Below are 18,973 nucleotides of genomic sequence, written 5' to 3' on the forward strand. Positions count from 1 at the left end.
TATTGGTGTGTCAAAAACGGTAAAAGGCTTTTGAACTGGTGGTGCTGGGAAGGGGCGTGCGAATCTGCTGAATTGAGGGGCAAAGGCTACTTCTTCCAGATTTTCGGGTTTTCGCCTGGGATGCCAAGGCTGTTCCAGATGGCGTCGACCTTGTCGACCACCTTATCTTCCATGTAAATCTCGGTGCCCCATTCGCGGTGGGTTTCATTGCCCACCTTGTTGGTGGCGTCCATGCCCAGCTTGCCGCCAAGGCCGCTTTCAGGGCTGGCGAAATCAAGATAGTCGATCGGTGTGTTCTCCACCGTCACGATATCGCGCACCGGGTCCATCCGGGTTGAAATCGCCCACATCACGTCTTTCCAGTCGCGCGCGTCGATATCATCATCCACCACAATCACGAACTTGGTGTAGACGAACTGGCGTAGGAAGGACCAGACCCCCTGCATCACGCGCTTGGCGTGGCCGGCATAGGCCTTCTTGATGCTGACGACCGCGATCCTGTAGCTGCAGCCCTCCGGCGGCAGCCAGAAATCTGTTATCTCCGGGAACTGCTGCTGCAGAAGCGGGATGAACACTTCATTCAGCGCCTCGCCCAGAATCGCAGGCTCATCCGGCGGCCGACCTGTGTAAGTGCTCAGGTAAATCGGGTCTTTCCGCATGGTGATGGCGGTGATGGTGAAGACCGGGAATTTCTCAACGCTGTTATAGTAGCCCGTGTGGTCGCCATACGGGCCCTCATCGCGGTAGTCATCCAGGCTTACAAAGCCCTCAAGCACGATCTCCGCCGTCGCAGGCACTTGCAGCGGCACGGTCTTGCAGTCCACCAGCGGCACCTTCTTGCCCCTCAGAAGCCCTGCGAACTGATATTCCGAAAGCGTGTCCGGCACCGGCGTGACAGCCGCCAATATGGTGCCTGGGTCCGCGCCGATGACAACAGCGGCAGGCACGGGCTCGCGCTTTTCATCTTTCCAGCGCTGATACTGCTGGGCACCGCCCCGGTGCTTCAGCCAGCGCATCAGGGTCTGGTTCTTGCCCAGCTTCTGCATCCGGTAGATGCCAAGGTTATAATTGTCTTGGGCTTTGTCAGACGGGCCTTTGGTCACCACCAGCGGCCAAGTGATCAGCGGTGCGGGCTCGCCCGGCCAGCAGGTCTGGATCGGCAGCTTGTCGAGGTCGATATCGTCGCCGGTCAGCACCACTTCCTGCACGGGCGCTTTCTTGACGCGCTTCGGCTTCATCGAAAGCACCTGCTTCGCCAGCGGCAGCAGGTCAATGGCGTCCTTGATACCGCGCGGCGGTTCCGGCTGCCTGAGGAAGGCCAGCGTTTCACCCACTTCGCGGAGCTCATCCGGCTCGCGGTTCATGCCCCAGGCCACGCGCTCAACGGTGCCGAAAAGGTTCACCAGCACCGGCATGTCGGATTTTTCACCGCGTTCGTTCAGCACATTTTCAAACAGCAGCGCCGGCCCGCCAGCGTGGAGCACGCGGGTTTGGATTTCCGTCATCTCCAGTTCGGTGGAAACGGGTTCCTTCACGCGTACCAGACGGCCTTCGGCTTCCAGCCTGTCGATAAAATCTCTGAGTGAATCATAAGCCATAGAAGGGCTTATAATAGAGCTCGCAAAAAAGCGCTATGGCGAAATTGTCGCGCGCCTTCTATTCCGCGGGCGTTGGCGCTGTGGGCGCTGTTTCCTCAAACGGCGTGGTCTCATCCCGCACCAGGGGCCACAGAAGCTGGGCACCGGCGCTCATCGGCGTAAGGTTTTCAACGCCATATTCCCTGGGGTAGCTGCGGGTGATTTTGGCGGTGCCGAACAACACGTCCCAGAAGAACAGCAGGTTGCCGAAATTGCCCTTGTAGTTGGTCGCCGGGTCGGCGGAGTATTTGCCGTGGTGGGAAAAGTGGGTCGATGGCGTGCTGATGGTGCGTTCCACCACCCACATCAGGGGCGACAGCCATTTGATGGCATAGAGCTTCTTGTCCCAGCAGACATTCGAATGGGCACCATAGATCACCAGCAGCTTGAAGATGATATAGACGGCATAGATATGGCCAAGGCCAAGGTAGATCAGCGCGCCCGCGAACCACAGCGACGGCATGAAGGCGTAATAGAGGATATTGTTCCGGTACACGATACGGATGCTCATATATTCCGCGTTATGGTGCGACCGGTGCAGGCCATATAGCCACGGGAAGGTGTGCGAGGCACGGTGCCACCAATATTGCATCAAATCGTCAAACACCAGAAACAGGGCGACGCCTGCGTATATGGGCGCGTCTGCCAGCGCGCCGGCGGCGTCTGGCGCGATCCAGCCGCTCACATATGTGGAGGCCATCAGCACAGCTGGCTGTGTGGCGGCCAAGAGGAATATGCTGCCAATGATTTCCACCCACTTGTCTTCGGGCTTTTCATTGGCGTGAGAAAAGAACGTGGAGCGTAACGCTTCAGCCGCTGCGAAAGCGAAAAAAATTGCAAAAAGAATAAGCCCGTATGGCATGTGTCACGTCCCTTCCAATGCGGCCAGTGGCCTTCCCCTGATGTGCACAATAACCTTTATTCTTGGCCAGGAATGTTAACTAGTTTACATTCTGTGCATGAGCTTCATTTTCAATTTCGGCATTCCCGGCCTGATGGAGGTGCTGCCGCCTGAGATGCGGGCGCGCTTCGATGCCATTGGCGCCGTAAAGCGCTATCACCACAAGCAGCATATCCAGAGCAGGGGGGACCGGACAGCCGGCTTTTCGGTGATAAAGTCGGGATCGGTTGTTTTCGGCAAAAGCGACAGGGAAGGGCGTTTTATCACGACAGCCGTTCTGGAAGCCGGGCAGTGCTATGGTGAATTCACCGTGTTTGGCGGCTTGCCGCGCACCCATGACGGCTACGCCGAAGGCGAGACGGTCATCAGCCATTTGTCCAAGGCCCAGTTCGACCAGCTTCTTTTGGATGAACCAACGCTTGCAGCACCCATCATCTCGCTTCTGACGGTCCGGCTGCATCACATGCTGGAATGGGTCGATGACCTGAGGCGCTATCCGCTCAAATACCGGCTGGGGAAGGCGCTCTTGTCGATGGTGAAGGGCTCGGGGGATGCTTTTATCGCCGCAACTCAAAGCGCCCTTGCGGACCTGATGGGCGTTAGCCGTGTGGCTGTCGCGCAGGTGCTGGCGGACTATAAAGCCTTGGGTTTTGTCGCCACCGAATATGGCGGCGTGCGAGTGCTGGACAGGGGCGGCCTCAGGGCTTGGCTGCAAGGGTTTGAAACCATAGACCCGGTTGTGCCGACAACGCCCCTCTTTACAGACGCAGCGCTTTAGCTTGCGGTGATGATCCTGTGAGGGGGCACGCCGCCAACATAATAGGCCAGTTCGGCGGGCTCGCTGATATTCAAGGCATGCAGGTTTGTCCTGTCTGCGCCGATCTGCTACATGTGGCTGAAGTCAGACTGATGGGGGATATGATGCGATCACTGTGGTTGGGCTTGAGCCTGATATTCGCAGGTTTCTCTGCATGCGCTGCAGATGAGGCCATCTTTGAGCGCAAGGTACCGATGATGATCCGGTTGACTGTCTACGTGGCTGGAGGGTCGGTCACGCTGAGCCAGCCTGCTTCGTGCCAGATGGAAAAGAAGCTGTTGCGGAATGGTTGGGTGCAAAGCGGCAGAGATACATTTGACGCCCCTCCCATTGAGCATGAGTTTGCAGATGGGTCCGGTTTAATCATCGATTTCCCCCATAACGTCTGTAACTGGGAAGTAAAGTCGGTTCGATCAGCCTTTCATCATACTCCAAAAGGAGCCAAGCGGAGCATTGGCCGGATTCTAGCGAATGTACGTTGGGTGGATAATATGTATGCACCCAGAGAAGTGGAGATATTGACCCCGCACAGGGTGGATGGTGTGCCGCCCGGACATTTGTTGGGTGTTGATGTTTCTTTCGAGTGGGATATTGATGGCGATCCCGAAGGGGCCGATTTCAAGAAAATTGCGGACAGATTTTTGGAAACTGGCGAGGCACCACAAGAAAAATCTGTCCAAGCTTTTAAGCGACCTCAGGTGCCGGTGGTTGTAACGCCAGCCTTGCGTCCAGCACTAAAGCCTTATCTGGCTCTTCGCAATTCGGCAGACGCATGCAAGGCGATGGAGTTAGGATTCTTCTCGCTGCCGCTTGTCGTATATGAAGATTATATCTGGCGTCGGAATGAGCCGTTCTCTGAGGCGCTCTCGCGTATTACGGGCGATGTCTGGTTGACTCCAGAGCGCAATCCCGCCTTGTTCAAAGGGCTGGCTGCAGTACAAGAAGGGAAAAGAGGGCGCCCTAATTATTATGTAGATTTTGGGCTGCTGCGTTTATTGATGGATCGTCAGAAAGAAGGAAAGGAAACCGCTTTGCCATATGTTTGGCCACGTTATGACGCAGATGTATGGCTGGTGGAGCAACGCACCCGAAACGAACGATTTTTCAAAGTATCCGATCAGCCACTTGTTTCACGCAATAGTAGGATGACCACCTACAAAAAATTCCCGAACCATTTGTCGTGTACCGCTCCGCTAGATGCGCTTCCTGGGCGGGAAATAGTATTCGGTGGGCGCGAAGACCCGGTGATAGGCCTGAAGGCGCATCTGGCCGAGCCGCACCAGAAAATCTGGTTCTATGAGGCTGGAAGCAGGCGACTGTTCCAGCTCACAAATGCCACTGCAACCGGTGTCGGGGCTACCCTACATTAGGTGGGCGGCCTAAGATGCCCGGATAATCTTTTCGGGCGGCACGCCGCCGACATAATAGGCCAGTTCTGCGGGCTCGGAAATGTCAAACAGCAGGATGTCAGCCTGTTTGCCCACTTCAAGGCTGCCAAGTTCAGCTTCCAGACCCAAGGCCCGTGCGCCATTCAAAGTGATGCCACGCAGAGCTTCTTCTGGTGTCATGCCAAAAAGTGTACATCCCATGTGCAGCATCAGCTGCAGCGACAGCACAGGTGAACTGCCGGGGTTGGCATCTGTTGCCAGGGCCATCTTCACGCCGGCCTTTCGCATCATCTCTACCGGCGGGCGCTTGCTTTCCTGCAGCACATAGAAGGCGCCTGGCAGCAATACGGCAACGGTGCCACTGTCCGCCATGGCGCGTACGCTTGTCGCACTTGCATATTCCAGATGGTCGGCTGATAAGGCCTGATAACGGGCAGCCATTGCGCCGCCTGAAAGGTCTGATAGCTGATCCGCGTGCAGCTTCACCCTGATGCCATGCTTTTTCGCGGCGTCGAACACGCGCGCCGTTTGCTCCGGGCTGAAAGCGATGCCTTCGCAGAAGGCGTCGACCGCGTCGGCCAGCCCTTCTTTTGCGATCGCGGGGATCATCACATCGCACACATGGGCGATATAGCCGTCTTTATCATTCCTATATTCCGGGGGCAGGGCATGGGCGCCCAGGAAGGTGGTGCGCAGGCGCAGGCCGACCTCTTTCGCGGCAGCCCTGGCGGCCCGCAGCATCTTGACCTCGTCTTCAAGCGTCAGGCCGTAGCCGGATTTGATTTCAACCGTGGTCACGCCGTCTGCGGCCAGCCGTTTCAGGCGCTTCACCGCAGAGGCTGTCAGCTCTTCCGCGCTTGCAGCACGAGTGCCCTTTACAGTCGAGAGGATGCCGCCACCCCGGCGCGCGATCTCTTCATAGGACACACCGTTCAGGCGTTCTTCGAATTCGCGGGCGCGGTTACCGCCATAGACAATGTGGGTGTGGCAATCAACAAACCCAGGGAATGCCCATATGCCGTTACCGCTGATTTCCTCAACAGCAGACGCGCCAGCGGGCAGGTCAGTCACCGGGCCAACGAAGGCGAGTCGGCCATCCTTGACACCAATCGCACCATCCATGATGGCACCGTAGGGCGCGCCGCCCTCTGTCATGGTGGCGACGTTGATGTTGCGCAACAGCGTGTCAAACATAGGCTTTCCCTTAACCTTCCTCCCCCAGCCTTTTCGAGTATCACAAGATTCGATTGACAGAAAGTATCACTTGTATGAACTTGTATATACAAGTTGGAGAGGGCGATGCAAAAACATTATTTTTCCGAAGGTCTGGTGGGCAAGGATTGGCTTTTTGATATCTGCCTGACCGTGGCGCCGGACGGCATGATCACCGCGCTTGAAAGCGGGGTGAAGGCCCCTGCGGGCACGCCTGTACACGGCCCTGTGCTGCCGGCCATGCCCAACCTCCATAGCCACGCCTTCCAGCGCGCGTTCGCTGGCCTTGCCGAATTCCGTGAAGCCGGCGCGTCTGACTTCTGGAGCTGGCGCACCGCCATGTATCATTTCGCCCGCCACATGACGCCCGAGGCGGTCGAAGTGATCGCAAGCGCCTTGTATGTGGAGATGCTGAAGGCCGGCTATTCCGCGGTGGGCGAGTTCCACTATTTGCATAACGCGCACGAGGACCAGTCGCTTGTGATGTCCGAAGCGGTCCTGAAGGCGGCGGACAAAAGCGGTATTGCGCTCACACACCTGCCGGTTCTTTATCAGGCGTCCGACTTCGGGGGCGAGCCGCCGCTTTCCGGGCAGGCACCCTTTATCCACACCACTGATGATTTCACGCGGCTCCTGAAGGTCCTGAAGCCGCGCTTTGATGGCCGCCACAGGCTGGGGCTGACGTTCCATAGCCTGCGTGCCGTGCCAGAGGAAAGCTTCGCGCCCGCGATTGACGCAATCGAGACGCTGGATATGAAAGCGCCTATCCACATCCATATCGCCGAACAGACCCGCGAAGTGAATGCCTGCATGGACTGGGCGGACAAGCGCCCGGTTGAGTGGCTGCTGGACACCCAGAATGTGGACGAGCGCTGGTGTCTGGTGCACGCAACCCACGTGGTGGAAGCCGAGTGGCGCGGCATGGCCGAACGTGGCTGTGTTGTGGGCCTGTGCCCCACAACGGAAGCCAATCTGGGTGACGGCATTTTCCCGGCGCATGAATTCATCAAAGCGGGCGGTCGCTTCGGCGTCGGGTCCGACAGCCACATCAGCATTGATGCCCGTGAAGAACTTCGCCTGTTGGAATACGGCCAGCGGCTGGCGCGGCAGGCCCGCACGGTCCTGACGGGCGCGGAGGGCGGCCATACGGGCGAGCATTTGTGGCGGCAGGCGGCAAAGGGCGGCGCGCAGGCGTTGGCGCAGCCGATTGGCGAGATTGCTGTGGGCAAGCGCGCAGACCTGATCGTCCTTGATCGGTCCGCCCCCATGTTCGCGGGCGCGGCCTACAGCCAGATTGTGGATGCTTTAGTGTTCAGCGGCCAGTCGAACCCCATCACGGATGTGATGGTGGCGGGCGACTGGATTATCCAGGATGGCAAGCACCCGCAAGAAGACGAGATCTTTGGCCGCTACAATGAGACCGTGGGCCGCATCGCCCGCCTGATGGAAGAGGAAGGCGCATGATCCCGGTCCCTCGTTACGAGCAGGTCAAGCGCCATATCATGGATGCCATCGAGGCAGGTGATTATGATGCGGGCGACAAGCTGCCGAGTGAAAATGAGCTGGTGCGCGAACTGAGCGTATCGCGCATGACGGTCAATCGCGCGCTTCGGGAACTGACGGAAGAGGGCCATATCGTTCGCCGCGCGGGCATGGGCAGCTTTGTCGCTGACCGCCGCATGCGCGGCCATGCCGCCGATATCCTATCGATCCGCGGCGAACTGGAAGCCCGCGGTGAGGAATGGTCAGCCACTGTTCTGTTCCAGGAAGAAATCGCGCTGACAAAGGATGTGGCCGTCGAGATGGGCCGAGCCGCGGGCGACAAGGTTTTCTACCTGCTGATTGTCCACAAGGGCGACGACATGCCGATTGAGCTTGAAGAGCGCTGGGTAAACCCCGAGATCGCGCCCGAGCTTCTGGCACAGGATTTTACGGCTTCTACGCCAACGGATTATCTGCTCGCGGTGGCACCGCTTCTGCGGGCAGAGCATGTGGTGCGGGCGGTTGCACCCACAAACAAAGAACAAAGGCTGCTTGAGATTGAGGCAGGCATTCCCTGCCTTGAAATCAGCCGCCGAACATGGACCGGGGAGCGGGTCGCGAGCTATGCGCGGCTACTTTACCCCGGTGACCGCTATGAACTGACGGCGCGATTCTCCCCCGTGGGTGCGCCGGCAACCCAATAACAACGAAGAATATCCGTTCAAAAGAAGGGACAAGAATATGAAAAACCGCCCTGATATCCATGCGCCGCACGGCGCGGAGCTGACATGTAAAAGCTGGGCTACTGAAGCGCCCATGCGCATGCTGATGAACAACCTGGACCCAATGGTGGCCGAAAACCCAGAAGAACTTGTGGTTTATGGCGGCATCGGCAAGGCTGCGCGTAACTGGGAATGCTATGAGGCCATCATCGCCACCCTGCGCGGCATGGAAGAAGATGAAACGCTTCTGGTGCAATCGGGCAAGCCGGTGGGCGTGTTCAAAACCCACACAGATGCACCGCGCGTCTTGATCGCCAACTCCAACCTGGTGCCACACTGGGCGACGTGGGAGCACTTTAACGAGCTCGATAAAAAAGGCCTGATGATGTACGGCCAGATGACGGCGGGATCGTGGATCTACATCGGCAGCCAGGGCATCGTTCAGGGCACCTACGAGACGTTCGTTGAGATGGGCCGCCAGCACTTTGGCGGCAGCCTGAAGGGCAAATGGATACTTACGGCGGGCCTTGGCGGCATGGGCGGCGCGCAGCCGCTTGCAGCCACCATGGCGGGCGCAAGCTGCATGGCTATCGAATGCCAGGAAAGCCGTATCGACTACCGCCTGAAGACTGGCTATCTGGACACCCGCGCCGACACGGTCGAGGAAGCGCTGGCGATCATTGAAAAATCCCACGCGGAAGGCAAAGCCATCTCTGTTGGTGTGCTTGGGAACGCCGCTGAAATCCTGCCAGAGATGGTGAAAAAGGGCATTCGCCCGGATGCGCTGACGGACCAGACATCGGCGCACGACCCCGTGAACGGCTACCTGCCGATTGGCTGGACGGTTGAGGAATGGTTCACCAAGCGTGAGACCGACCCTGCGGCTGTGGCCGCTGCGTCGAAGCCGTCGATGGCGATCCATGTGAAGGCGATGCTTGAGTATCACGCGATGGGCGTGCCCACCGTGGATTACGGCAACAACATCCGCCAGGTGGCGTTCGACGAAGGCGTGAAAAACGCATTCGATTTCCCGGGCTTCGTGCCGGCTTATATCCGTCCGCTTTTCTGTCAGGGCATTGGCCCGTTTCGCTGGGCCGCGCTTTCGGGTGACCCGGAAGATATCTACAAGACCGACCAGAAGGTGAAGGAACTGATCCCGGATAACCCGCACCTGCATAACTGGTTGGATATGGCGCGTGAGCGCATCCAGTTCCAGGGGCTGCCAGCACGCATTTGCTGGGTCGGCCTCGGTGACCGCCATCGTCTGGCCCTCGCGTTCAACGAGATGGTCAAGAATGGTGAGCTGAAGGCTCCTGTGGTGATCGGCCGCGACCATCTGGATAGTGGTTCTGTGGCGAGCCCTAACCGCGAAACTGAAGCCATGATGGACGGCTCTGACGCGGTAAGCGATTGGCCGCTTCTGAACGCGCTTCTGAATACGGCGTCGGGCGCTACGTGGGTCAGCCTCCACCACGGCGGCGGCGTGGGCATGGGCTTCAGCCAGCATTCGGGTGTCGTGATCCTATGTGACGGCACGGAGGCTGCCGCCAAGCGCGTTGGCCGTGTACTGTGGAATGACCCGGCGACGGGCGTGATGCGCCACGCGGATGCGGGCTATGACATTGCCAAAAATTGTGCACGCGAGAAGGGCCTGAACCTTCCGATGCTCGACAAGTAGAGAGTGGGGACACGAACATGACAGTGCATAAAATGATCCGCAAGGCAGGCCATTTCAGCCTGCAGGACCTACGGCATATCTATGAGAAGCCAACAGAGCTGACGCTCGATAAGTCCGACCAGGCGCGCATTGATGCCGCCCGGCAAACGGTGACCGACCTGATCGACCGGGGCGACACCGCCTACGGCATCAACACCGGTTTTGGTCTGATGGCCAACACGCGCATCAAGGCATCGGACGTTGAGAAGCTGCAGGAAAACCTGGTACTTTCCCACGCGACTGGCACGGGTGAGCCCTTGAAGGACGGTGTCGTGCGGCTTGTACTCGCGCTGAAGTCCACCTCTCTTGCGCAGGGCCATTCCGGTATCCGCGGTGAGGTGATCGATGCGCTCTTGAAGCTTCTCAGCCACGGTGTGTACCCTGTGATCCCAGCGAAGGGGTCTGTGGGCGCATCGGGTGACCTGGCGCCCTTGGCACACATGTCTGCGGTACTTCTGGGGTACGGTGACGTGCGCCATGAAGGCAAGGTGATGGACGCGAAAAAAGGCCTGGAGATGATCGGCCTCAAGCCGCTGAAGCTTGGTGCCAAAGAAGGCCTCGCGCTTTTGAACGGCACGCAGGTGTCGACCGCACTTGCACTTTCGGGCCTGTTTGAGATCGAGAATGTCTTCGCTTCAGCTATGATCGCGGGCGCCATGAGCGTGGATGCCATGAAGGGCTCTGACGTGCCGTTCGATCCGCGCATCCATGCGGTCAGGCGCCAGCAGGGCCAGATCGACACGGCGGCCATGTACCGCAGCCTGTTGGCTGGCAGCGATATCCGCACCAGCCATGAAGACTGCGAGAAGGTGCAGGATCCATACAGCCTCCGCTGTCAGCCACAGGTGATGGGCGCGGCCCTTGGTGTGATGCGCCAGGCGGCGGACACGCTGTTGACCGAAGCCAATGCCGTGACCGACAACCCGCTGATCTTCCCGGACGAGGGGGATATCCTCTCTGGCGGCAACTTCCACGCTGAACCGGTGGCCATGGCGGCCGACATGCTGGCGATTGCCGCATGTGAGATAGCAAGCATTTCCGAACGCCGCACGTCTCTTCTCGTGGACCCGAAAATGTCCGGCCTGCCGGCGTTCCTGGTGGAAGACGGCGGCCTGAATTCGGGCTTTATGATCGCGCAGGTAACAACGGCTGCGCTGGTGAGCGAGAACAAGACGCTGGCGCACCCCGCAAGCGTGGACAGCATCCCCACATCGGCGGGGCAGGAAGACCATGTCTCGATGGCAACTTTCGCCGCTCGCCGCCTGCATGACATCGCTTTCAACGCCAGTGCGGTGATTGCTGTGGAGCTTTTGGGTGCGGCGCAGGGGATCGACTTCCACCGGCCACTCAAGTCCAGCGAGCCGCTTGAGGCGGTCTATGGGCTCATTCGTGAACGGGTAGATTTCTACAAGGAAGACCGTTACTTTGCCCCTGATATTGAGGCCGCGCGGGAATTGGTGGCCTCCGGTAGCCTGAATGGCTATGTGGAGACGCTCCTGCCGTCCGCAAGCTTTGGGAGCCAAGCGCTTTGACGCAAGTCTTTGACCTTAAGAGGGGGCATAGCCCCCTCATTATCTCCATGCCGCACAGCGGTGAGGAGCTCGGGCCGTACGCAAGCCGGATGACAGCCGACGCGCTCAAGATCGCGGATACGGATTGGCACCTGCCTGCGCTCTATGGCTTTCTGACCGGCATGGACGCCACGGTCCTGCATGCGCATTATTCGCGCTATGTGATCGACCTCAACCGCGATCCATCGGGCAAAAGCCTGTATCCGGGCCAGAATGTCACCGAACTGTGCCCCACCACCACGTTTGATGAGCAGCCTGTCTATCTGCCTGGGGAAACCCCGCATGAGGCGGAACAGCGCGACCGTGTGGACCACTATTGGAAGCCGTACCATAATGCGCTCGCTGCCGAAATTGAGCGGGTGCGCCATATCCACGGCTATGCGCTTTTGTGGGATGCGCATTCGATCCGCTCGGAAGTGCCGCGCTTCTTCGATGGCCGCCTGCCGGACTTCAACCTGGGCACTAATGACGGCCTGTCCTGCAGCCCGGATCTGGCTGAGGCCGTGTTCGCGGTGGCGCAGCAGGCTGAGGGCTATAGCGCCATATTGAACGGCCGTTTCAAGGGCGGTTTCATCACCCGCAAATACGGCCAGCCAGCGCACGGCGTGCATGCCATCCAGCTTGAACTGTCGCAGATCACCTATATGGAAGAGGTCTTCCCTTACAGCTATTTGCCGGAGCGCGCCAGAAATGTGGCCCAGCCCATTCAGGCGATGCTTGAGGCCATGCTGGACTGGAGGCCGCAGAGTTAGGGACTAAAGCCAGCGGCGCACTTTCTTTTTAAAGGTGCGATAGTCTTCACCAAATAATTCCTCGAGCCGTCGCTCTTCGGGCAGGATGAACCTGATGGTGATGATGCTGATGAAGAGCACAAAAGGCGCCACAGGCCAATAGCCACCCGTCAGCGGCCACAAGCCGACAAGGGCAAGCACCATACCCAGATACATAGGGTTGCGGCTGAAGCGGTAGGCGCCTTCTGTGATCAGCTTGTGGGCATCCTCCCCCGGATAGAAGCTGGTGCCTGCAGCCACAAAGCGGTTCTTTTCCCGCAGGGCCAACCAGATGCCAAAGGCTGTCAGGGTTAGTGGCCAGAAGCGCACGCCTATGCTGCCGGTCTCCATGTATCCGATGCCTAACATCAGTATAGCTGTCAGCAGAAACAGATGGGGCGGCAGAATGCGTGGCACATTGGATTTCTCTGACAGTTTCATTTAACTCCCCCGGGGTTTTGTACATTGATTGCGCGCTATTTCGCGAAAAGCTGGGATGGGTCCTTGAAGGCCTTCAACTCGATGGCGTTTCCGGCGGGGTCGAGGAAGAACATGGTGGCCTGCTCGCCTACTTCGCCTTCGAACCGGATGCCGGGTTCGATTACGAACTCAATCTCCGCTGCAGCAAGCTTGGCCGCCAGAGCGTGCCAGTTATCCCAGTCCAGCACCGCGCCATAATGGAAGCTGGGCACCTGCTTACCGTCCACATCATTGGTGTCTGCCTGCCCAAGAGGCGTGCCCAGATGAACCACGAACTGGTGGCCGAAGAAGTTGAAATCGATCCATTTGTCGCTGGAGCGGCCTTCCGGGCAGCCCATCAAATCGCCATAGAAAGCGCGGGCTGCGGCAAGGTCGTCAACCGGGACGGCAAGGTGAAATGGCGGAATCATTAAAATGCTCCCTATAGCGTGACTTGTACCATAAGTTGTGAGACTATCAGCTGTCTCTGGGGGAAGAGAATAGCAGCAATGATCCGAAGTCAACAGAGCGTGGAGCTTGAAAATCGCTGGCGGCTATGGCCGAAGGCGGATGGTGCGCGTGTGCCACACAGGAACGAGTTCAAACCTTATGAATTGCCGGCGCTTGTGCCGAACCTTGCCGTGGTCAGGCTGAAGGGGGAACGATGTGTCGTTTTGATGGCGGGCACCAACATCACAGAGCGAATCGCGGCCGAAATCACAGGCCTGGATTACATGGCCTTCATTGCCCCAGCGCAACGGGGCCAGGTGCTGGATGTGTTGAGAAAGGTTTGTGGCCAACCGGCTGGTTGCTGCATGCACCTGGATAGCGATTATTCGCGCGGGTATACGCTCAAGCTGGAAATCACGCTTTTGCCGGTGGCGGGAGACGGCGGTACAGGGGATTGCATCTTGGCGCTTTCGGTGTCGCGTCCCGGAGCTTTGGAAACACCAGCCCCCCATTTCCTGGGCGACCCGATCACAGCCGACTGGCAAGAGCCGGGAGAATGGATCGACCTGGGCTACGGCCTGCCGGCAGAAGCCGGCAAGCTGGGTGAGTTCAAGGTTACCATCTAGGGGTTATTTCCCAAGGAGATCCAGTGCGATTACTGTCATAGCCTCCACGCCTGCCTTGATAGATGGTTCAGGCGCAATCTTGAACAGCGGCGAATGGTGCCCGGCAACAGCTGGGCCGCCATTCTTTTCCGCGTCAAAGGCTTCCTGCGGTGTGCCGCCCACGATGAAATAGAAGCCCGGAACGGCTGGGTCTACCTGGCTAAAATAGGCGAAGTCTTCTGCGCCCATATTCTTCTGCTCGTAATAGGCCACCTGGTCTTCGGGGAAATGGCCCCGCAGCACATCATCTAGGCGGGCTGTCAGCGCCTTGTCGTTCACCGTTGTTGGTGTGCTTTCAATCGAAAGTTCAACTGTTGGCAGCTTGTCTTCCGGCAGGCCTGCCACACGGCCTGTGTTTTCCGCGATGCGCTTGATGCCCTGCAAAAGCTTGTGCCGGACTTCCTCGTCGTTCGAGCGCACGGTCAGCGTCAGCTCTGCCTTGTCGGAGATGATGTTGTTCTTGGTGCCCGCGTGGAAGGTGCCTACGGTAACAACGCCCGGCGAGAGGGGTGAAATTTCACGTGCCACCAGTGTCTGCAGCGCATTCACGATCTGGGCGCCGATCACGATCGGGTCCTTACCCAGATGCGGGGAAGCGCCGTGTGTGCCCACGCCGTGCACCGTGATATGCACGCTATCCGATGAGCTGTACATAATGCCGGGCCGGTAGACGATCGTGCCGGCTGGGGCTTGTGCTGCCACATGCAGCGCCACGGCATAATCAGGCCGCGGGAATTTTTCATAAAGGCCGTCTTCGATCATGGCCTTGGCGCCGCTGATGATCTCCTCTGCCGGTTGCCCGACCAGAAGAACGGTGCCCTGCCATTTGTCTTTCATCGCCACCAGTTGGCGGGCTGTGCCCACAAGCCCGGTCATATGCATGTCGTGACCGCAGGCGTGCATCACAGGCATTTCAACCCCGGCCATATTCACCTGCCGTTTGGTGGATGCATACGGCAGGCCCGATTTTTCCTCAACCGGCAGGCCGTCCATGTCGGCGCGGATCAGAAGTGTTGGCCCTTCGCCGTTCTTCATCATGGCCACCAGGCCGGTTTTGCCAACGCCGGTGGTGACATCGAACCCGAGCGCGCTCAGCTCTTTCGAAAGCCGTTCTGCGGTCGCGCTTTCGCGGAAGGAAAGGTCAGGGTTCTTGTGCAGATAAACAAACAGGTCCTCAAGATAGTCATAGTCTTTGGCAATGGTGTCCTTGAGGCTGTGATTGTCGGCGGTGGCCGTCAGGCTTGTGCAGGCCATCAGGCCAATAATGGTTGCGGTTTTGAAAATTGATTTTTTCATCTTGTCCCTCAAATCCCGTTGGTAGGCGCTGCCGGAACGCGGCGGCGGGGCTCCGCCATGCTTTCTTTTGTTCCGGTTTCAGTCGTAAGTTGTTGCTACGAATATAGGGGGATTCGAAAGGGGGTCGAATTTTTTTTATGTCTGGTTTGATTGTGTCGTTGACTCAGGGGGCGCACTTGGCTATCCACGGCGGCGGAGAGGTGGCCGAGTGGCTTAAGGCGCTCGCCTGCTAAGCGAGTTGGGGCTAACGCCCCTCGCGGGTTCGAATCCCGTCCTCTCCGCCATTGCGACCAGTAGGTTGTGCTTGTTGCTAAGTAATTGAAATATAACAATTATTTAGCGATTGGGAGGTTGATTGGTTTCAGCCGACTTATTTCCAGCGCGACCAGTTCAGTCGCGAAATCTGATTCCATAGCAAGGAATCGGGGGTTCTTGAGGTCACTCCGTTGATCGGTGAGAACAAATGGTTGCTCAGTTGCTGACATAAGCAAGTCTTTAACCTTTCTTGCGAACGTCGGACACAGACCCGTAGAGGCCCTTAGGGCACTACCAAGGTCGGTGATGAGTGATTAGTCTATTCTAGACAAGTAGTGAGCAATAACTGCTCAATGAAAGTCTCTTGTAGGCGCCAACTCTTGGCTGTTTGGGGATAAATTCCCCGCGCAGAGCGAAGAGGATAGTTGGATCGGATACCCACACGGTATCTGCGAAGGCTGGCGCGCATCTACAAGATGACAACCCTCCCTTCATGATTCAGCGTTTGTCAGAACCTCAGCAGGCAAAGCCTAGCAAAAGATCTGACATGTCCTCTTCGCGTCTGCGTTTTCCAGAGCAAGGAAATGAGCATGACGAAAGCTTCTTTGATAATTGCTCAACCGGGCATGCCCGGTAGCGAACCTGTTGTTCAGCCAACAGTAACCTGGGGACAGTGCGTAGCTGGTAACGGCTGCGTGCCAAGCGTCCCGACAATGTATCCCCGAAAGGCATGTCGTCCCGCAAGGGTTCGGCATGGATTCTGCCAGCAGCAAGGCGGATGAGGAGCTAGGTTGGATGGTATGATAAACGCAAGTGAACTGTCGATAAACGTCGTGAAGGACCAAAGGCTCAAGCTGCTAGATAGGGCCTTAACCAAAAGGTGTGTGGCCGGTCCGTCCACTTGGCGGTTGGGCGGCGCTGACATTCAGGCCACCGGCGAACAGACAGTATCTAACCCATCCGTGTTATCAAAGGGGAACTGGGTAAACCCGTATCTGTGCCCCGAAGTTCGAATCCTGTGCTCTCCCAAGGAGGGCGGATATTCGAACGGGCAGGAACTTTGCCACCTCTCCAAGAGAGGGAAGTTCTGGGGCAGGCAAACCGTAAGGAATGCTGATGCAGGTGCGGGCAGAAGAGGATGCAAAAAGCGAAGGCCGTTCTGTAATGGGGCGGATAGGGGTTTAAACGTTATCCCACCCGAAAGGGGAGCAGACTTGCATCTGGTGTCTCATGGTGAGACGAACCAAGGAAACACTTCTAAAACGGAGGGAGGCGATTACCGGCTCCCTTCGGGGAACCCAGTAACCGCCTCCAAAGACAAGCAAATGCTCGATCTTCTTGCATCTTTGAATGTAAGAAGCGCGCTTTGCGAAATCAAGGAGGTAAGCATGATTAGTCATCTTTGTAATGAGGATGCTGTTGCCTCCGGCGTTCCCGACCACTGGGCCGATATCGATTGGTCCCGCGTGGAAGAGAATGTCAGAAGGTTACAGGTCCGAATTGCCAAGGCAACCCGAGAGAGGAACTGGCGCAAGGTGAAAACCCTGCAACGGTTTCTGACCCGGAGCTTTTCAGGTCGCGCGCTGGCGGTCAGGAGAGTGACGGAAAACCGCGGAAAACGGACCCCCGGCGTTGACGGGGTTACGTGGTCGCGGCCTATTTTGAAACGGTGGGCGGTGGATGACCTCGGGCGGCACGGTTATAGAGCCATGCCGCTCAGGCGCGTTCACATCCCCAAGGCCAATGGAAAGAAGCGCCCTTTGGGCATTCCGACCATGAGGGACAGAGCCATGCAGGCGCTGCACCTTCTGGCCTTGCAGCCGGTGGCGGAAACCACGGCAGACCGGAACTCATACGGGTTCCGCGTCGGTCGCTCCACACAGGACGCTATCGAACAAGTCAAGAATCTTCTCGACAAGAACGGTAGTGCCCAGTGGATATTGGAAGCCGACATCAAAGGCTGTTTCGATGCCATAGATCATGACTGGCTGATGGAGAATGTTCCGATGGACAAGACCCTGATCCGGGAATGGTTGAAAGCAGGTGTTGTGGATATGGGTCGGCTCAAGGCCACCGAAGCAGGGACGCCGCAAGGGGGTATCATTTCCCCCACGCTCGCGAACCTCGCGCTCGATGGCTTGGAGGCTAAGCTGGTGGAGACCTTCGGGTCGATCACCATCAAGGCCAACCGGCACAAACACAACAAGGTCTCGTTCGTGCGGTATGCGGACGACTTCATCATCACCGGCAGCTCGAAAGAGCTTCTGGAAGATGAGGTCAAACCTCTTGTGGAAAAACATCTGGCCGACCGTGGCTTGGTGCTATCTCAGGAGAAAACCCGCATCACGCATATTGACGACGGTTTCGATTTCCTCGGCTGGAACGTGCGCAAGTACAAGGGCAAATGCCTGATCCAGCCGTCGAAGAAGAATGTGCAAGCATTCCTCGATAAATGTCGGACCCTCTTCAAAGAGAACGCGGCCGCCACGCAGCAGGGGCTGATATGGCAGATCAATCCGGTCATTCGTGGCTGGACGAACTATCACAAATCGGTCGCTGCCGGGCAGACGTTCACCTATGTGGACCATGCCCTGTGGAAACTGCAATGGCGATGGGCCAAACGGCGGCATCCAGAGAAACCGGCCAAGTGGATCATGAAGCGCTATTTCATGACCAAGGGACGGCGAAACTGGATTTTCGCGGCGAAAGACCGGAATGAGAAAACGGGTACGGACGAGGTTGTCTCTCAGCTTCTGGCTGAAGACACCAAAATCCGTCGCCATGCCAAGGTTAGGATGGATGCCAATCCATTCGATCCGGCATGGGATGCCTATTTCGAACGGCGGCAACAGGAGAAGTTGCTGGAGAAATACCAGCACCGGAAACTGGAGCCGACGCTCATCAGGCGTCAAAGGGGTCAGTGCGCGCATTGCGGACTACCTCTGACGATTGAAGAAGAGGTGCATGTACATCATGTCATCGAACGCCAGCATGGCGGGACGGACAAGATGGACAATCTTGTGGCTCTTCATCCGGTCTGCCATCGGCAGATACATCGTTCCGATCCTCAATCGGATGAGCCGGTCCTCACTCCGATAAGGGCTTAGAGAGGCTTGAGCCGTGTACAGGGAAACTTGTACGCACGGTTCTTAGGGGGGGATGGAGCAGCAATGCTCTGTCCCTACCCGGTTTAAAAAGGCCGTCCCTTTCGGGGCGGCCTTTTTTGTTGCGCTGGATGTCGCTCTGGCGACGTCGGTGCCTGTTTTGGCTGTCTGCCCAATCCAGTAACCGGGGCTTTCCTGTTGCCCAAAAAAAGAGGAGAGAGCCGGAGCTCCCTCCTCAGCCTAGTGACCGCGCTGTAGCTAGAGGTCGATCGAGGCGGACTGGAGATCAGACAGACCCAGCCCTACCAGGAATACAGAGGAGCCGTCCCCAGTATCGATCAACACACCTGCTTCCCCATTCACGGTCGTCTCCTGACTGGCAGCCAGAACATCATTAACTGATGTGAAGTCCGTATTGGTATTGACCAGGTAAAGGGTATCGAGCGCGGTGTCGAAATCGTCCACAACATCATTGCCGTGATTGTTGCCGAAGAAGAAGGTGTCCGCACCATCACCGCCGATCAGCA

The 18,973-nt window shown here is 57.8% G+C and carries 15 protein-coding genes, 1 tRNA gene and 1 pseudogene; 10 read left to right on the forward strand and 7 right to left on the reverse strand.

Features of this window, described 5'->3' with window-relative positions; all coding sequences use genetic code 11:
* Nucleotides 1-86: 86 nt before the first annotated feature.
* Complete coding sequence (locus ACFO5Q_RS14970) at nucleotides 87-1,598, reverse strand: UbiD family decarboxylase (RefSeq protein WP_068144017.1); 1,512 nt, start codon at nucleotides 1,596-1,598, stop codon at nucleotides 87-89.
* Nucleotides 1,599-1,656: 58 nt separating this feature from the next.
* The gene (locus ACFO5Q_RS14975) at nucleotides 1,657-2,499 is read right to left on the reverse strand and encodes a sterol desaturase family protein (RefSeq protein WP_068144019.1); all 843 of its coding nucleotides are present in this window, start codon (nucleotides 2,497-2,499) and stop codon (nucleotides 1,657-1,659) included.
* Between the two features lie 97 nt (nucleotides 2,500-2,596).
* Between ACFO5Q_RS14975 and ACFO5Q_RS14980 the strand changes: the two genes are divergently transcribed.
* Together ACFO5Q_RS14980 and ACFO5Q_RS14985 are read left to right on the forward strand one after the other, a co-directional pair.
* On the forward strand, nucleotides 2,597-3,316 hold the full coding sequence (locus ACFO5Q_RS14980) for a Crp/Fnr family transcriptional regulator (protein WP_068144021.1): 720 nt from the start codon (nucleotides 2,597-2,599) through the stop codon (nucleotides 3,314-3,316).
* A gap of 17 nt (nucleotides 3,317-3,333) precedes the next feature.
* Nucleotides 3,334-4,725, forward strand: coding sequence for a hypothetical protein (locus ACFO5Q_RS14985; protein WP_068144023.1), 1,392 nt, complete (start codon nucleotides 3,334-3,336; stop codon nucleotides 4,723-4,725).
* Nucleotides 4,726-4,734: 9 nt separating this feature from the next.
* Here the strand turns inward: ACFO5Q_RS14985 and hutI are convergent, their stop codons facing one another.
* Nucleotides 4,735-5,937 carry an imidazolonepropionase gene (hutI, locus tag ACFO5Q_RS14990; RefSeq protein ID WP_068144024.1) on the reverse strand — a complete coding sequence of 401 codons (1,203 nt, stop codon included), beginning with the start codon at nucleotides 5,935-5,937 and terminating at the stop codon, nucleotides 4,735-4,737.
* Between the two features lie 105 nt (nucleotides 5,938-6,042).
* On the opposite strand from hutI, the gene ACFO5Q_RS14995 reads away from it, so the two are divergent.
* From ACFO5Q_RS14995 to hutG, 5 genes are read left to right on the forward strand one after another with little or no spacing between them, the layout of a single operon-like run.
* A complete protein-coding gene (locus tag ACFO5Q_RS14995) occupies nucleotides 6,043-7,419 on the forward strand; it encodes a formimidoylglutamate deiminase (RefSeq protein ID WP_068144026.1) in 1,377 nt (458 codons plus the stop codon).
* Nucleotides 7,416-8,141, forward strand: a complete 726-nt coding sequence (gene hutC, locus ACFO5Q_RS15000; protein WP_068144028.1) for a histidine utilization repressor — start codon at nucleotides 7,416-7,418, stop codon at nucleotides 8,139-8,141. The genes ACFO5Q_RS14995 and hutC overlap by 4 nt, the downstream gene beginning before the upstream one ends.
* 37 nt (nucleotides 8,142-8,178) lie before the next feature.
* Complete coding sequence (gene hutU, locus ACFO5Q_RS15005) at nucleotides 8,179-9,837, forward strand: urocanate hydratase (RefSeq protein WP_068144030.1); 1,659 nt, start codon at nucleotides 8,179-8,181, stop codon at nucleotides 9,835-9,837.
* Between the two features lie 17 nt (nucleotides 9,838-9,854).
* Complete coding sequence (hutH, locus tag ACFO5Q_RS15010; RefSeq protein WP_197420928.1) at nucleotides 9,855-11,408, forward strand: histidine ammonia-lyase; 1,554 nt, start codon at nucleotides 9,855-9,857, stop codon at nucleotides 11,406-11,408.
* A complete protein-coding gene (gene hutG / locus ACFO5Q_RS15015) occupies nucleotides 11,405-12,199 on the forward strand; it encodes an N-formylglutamate deformylase (protein ID WP_068144032.1) in 795 nt (264 codons plus the stop codon). Before hutH ends, hutG begins: the two co-directional genes overlap by 4 nt.
* A 3-nt stretch (nucleotides 12,200-12,202) precedes the next feature.
* Here the strand turns inward: hutG and ACFO5Q_RS15020 are convergent, their stop codons facing one another.
* Together ACFO5Q_RS15020 and ACFO5Q_RS15025 are read right to left on the reverse strand one after the other, a co-directional pair.
* Nucleotides 12,203-12,658 carry a methyltransferase family protein gene (locus ACFO5Q_RS15020; protein WP_068144033.1) on the reverse strand — a complete coding sequence of 152 codons (456 nt, stop codon included), beginning with the start codon at nucleotides 12,656-12,658 and terminating at the stop codon, nucleotides 12,203-12,205.
* Between the two features lie 35 nt (nucleotides 12,659-12,693).
* A complete protein-coding gene (locus ACFO5Q_RS15025; protein ID WP_380084400.1) occupies nucleotides 12,694-13,113 on the reverse strand; it encodes a VOC family protein in 420 nt (139 codons plus the stop codon).
* A 72-nt stretch (nucleotides 13,114-13,185) separates the two neighbouring features.
* On the opposite strand from ACFO5Q_RS15025, the gene ACFO5Q_RS15030 reads away from it, so the two are divergent.
* The gene (locus tag ACFO5Q_RS15030; RefSeq protein WP_068144036.1) at nucleotides 13,186-13,752 is read left to right on the forward strand and encodes a PAS domain-containing protein; all 567 of its coding nucleotides are present in this window, start codon (nucleotides 13,186-13,188) and stop codon (nucleotides 13,750-13,752) included.
* Nucleotides 13,753-13,755: 3 nt separating this feature from the next.
* On the opposite strand, the gene ACFO5Q_RS15035 is transcribed toward ACFO5Q_RS15030, so the two are convergent.
* The gene (locus ACFO5Q_RS15035) at nucleotides 13,756-15,087 is read right to left on the reverse strand and encodes an amidohydrolase (protein WP_068144037.1); all 1,332 of its coding nucleotides are present in this window, start codon (nucleotides 15,085-15,087) and stop codon (nucleotides 13,756-13,758) included.
* 194 nt (nucleotides 15,088-15,281) lie between these two features.
* Between ACFO5Q_RS15035 and ACFO5Q_RS15040 the strand changes: the two genes are divergently transcribed.
* Nucleotides 15,282-15,371 (forward strand) — tRNA-Ser (locus tag ACFO5Q_RS15040).
* Between the two features lie 1,359 nt (nucleotides 15,372-16,730).
* A complete protein-coding gene (ltrA, locus tag ACFO5Q_RS15045; RefSeq protein ID WP_068144101.1) occupies nucleotides 16,731-18,449 on the forward strand; it encodes a group II intron reverse transcriptase/maturase in 1,719 nt (572 codons plus the stop codon).
* Between the two features lie 255 nt (nucleotides 18,450-18,704).
* On the opposite strand, the pseudogene ACFO5Q_RS15050 reads toward ltrA, so the two are convergent.
* Nucleotides 18,705-18,973: pseudogene (locus ACFO5Q_RS15050) on the reverse strand (1,3-1,4-beta-glycanase); the annotation flags it as partial.

Source organism: Kordiimonas lipolytica (assembly GCF_042651265.1).
In the GTDB taxonomy this organism is placed as follows: domain Bacteria; phylum Pseudomonadota; class Alphaproteobacteria; order Sphingomonadales; family Kordiimonadaceae; genus Kordiimonas; species Kordiimonas lipolytica.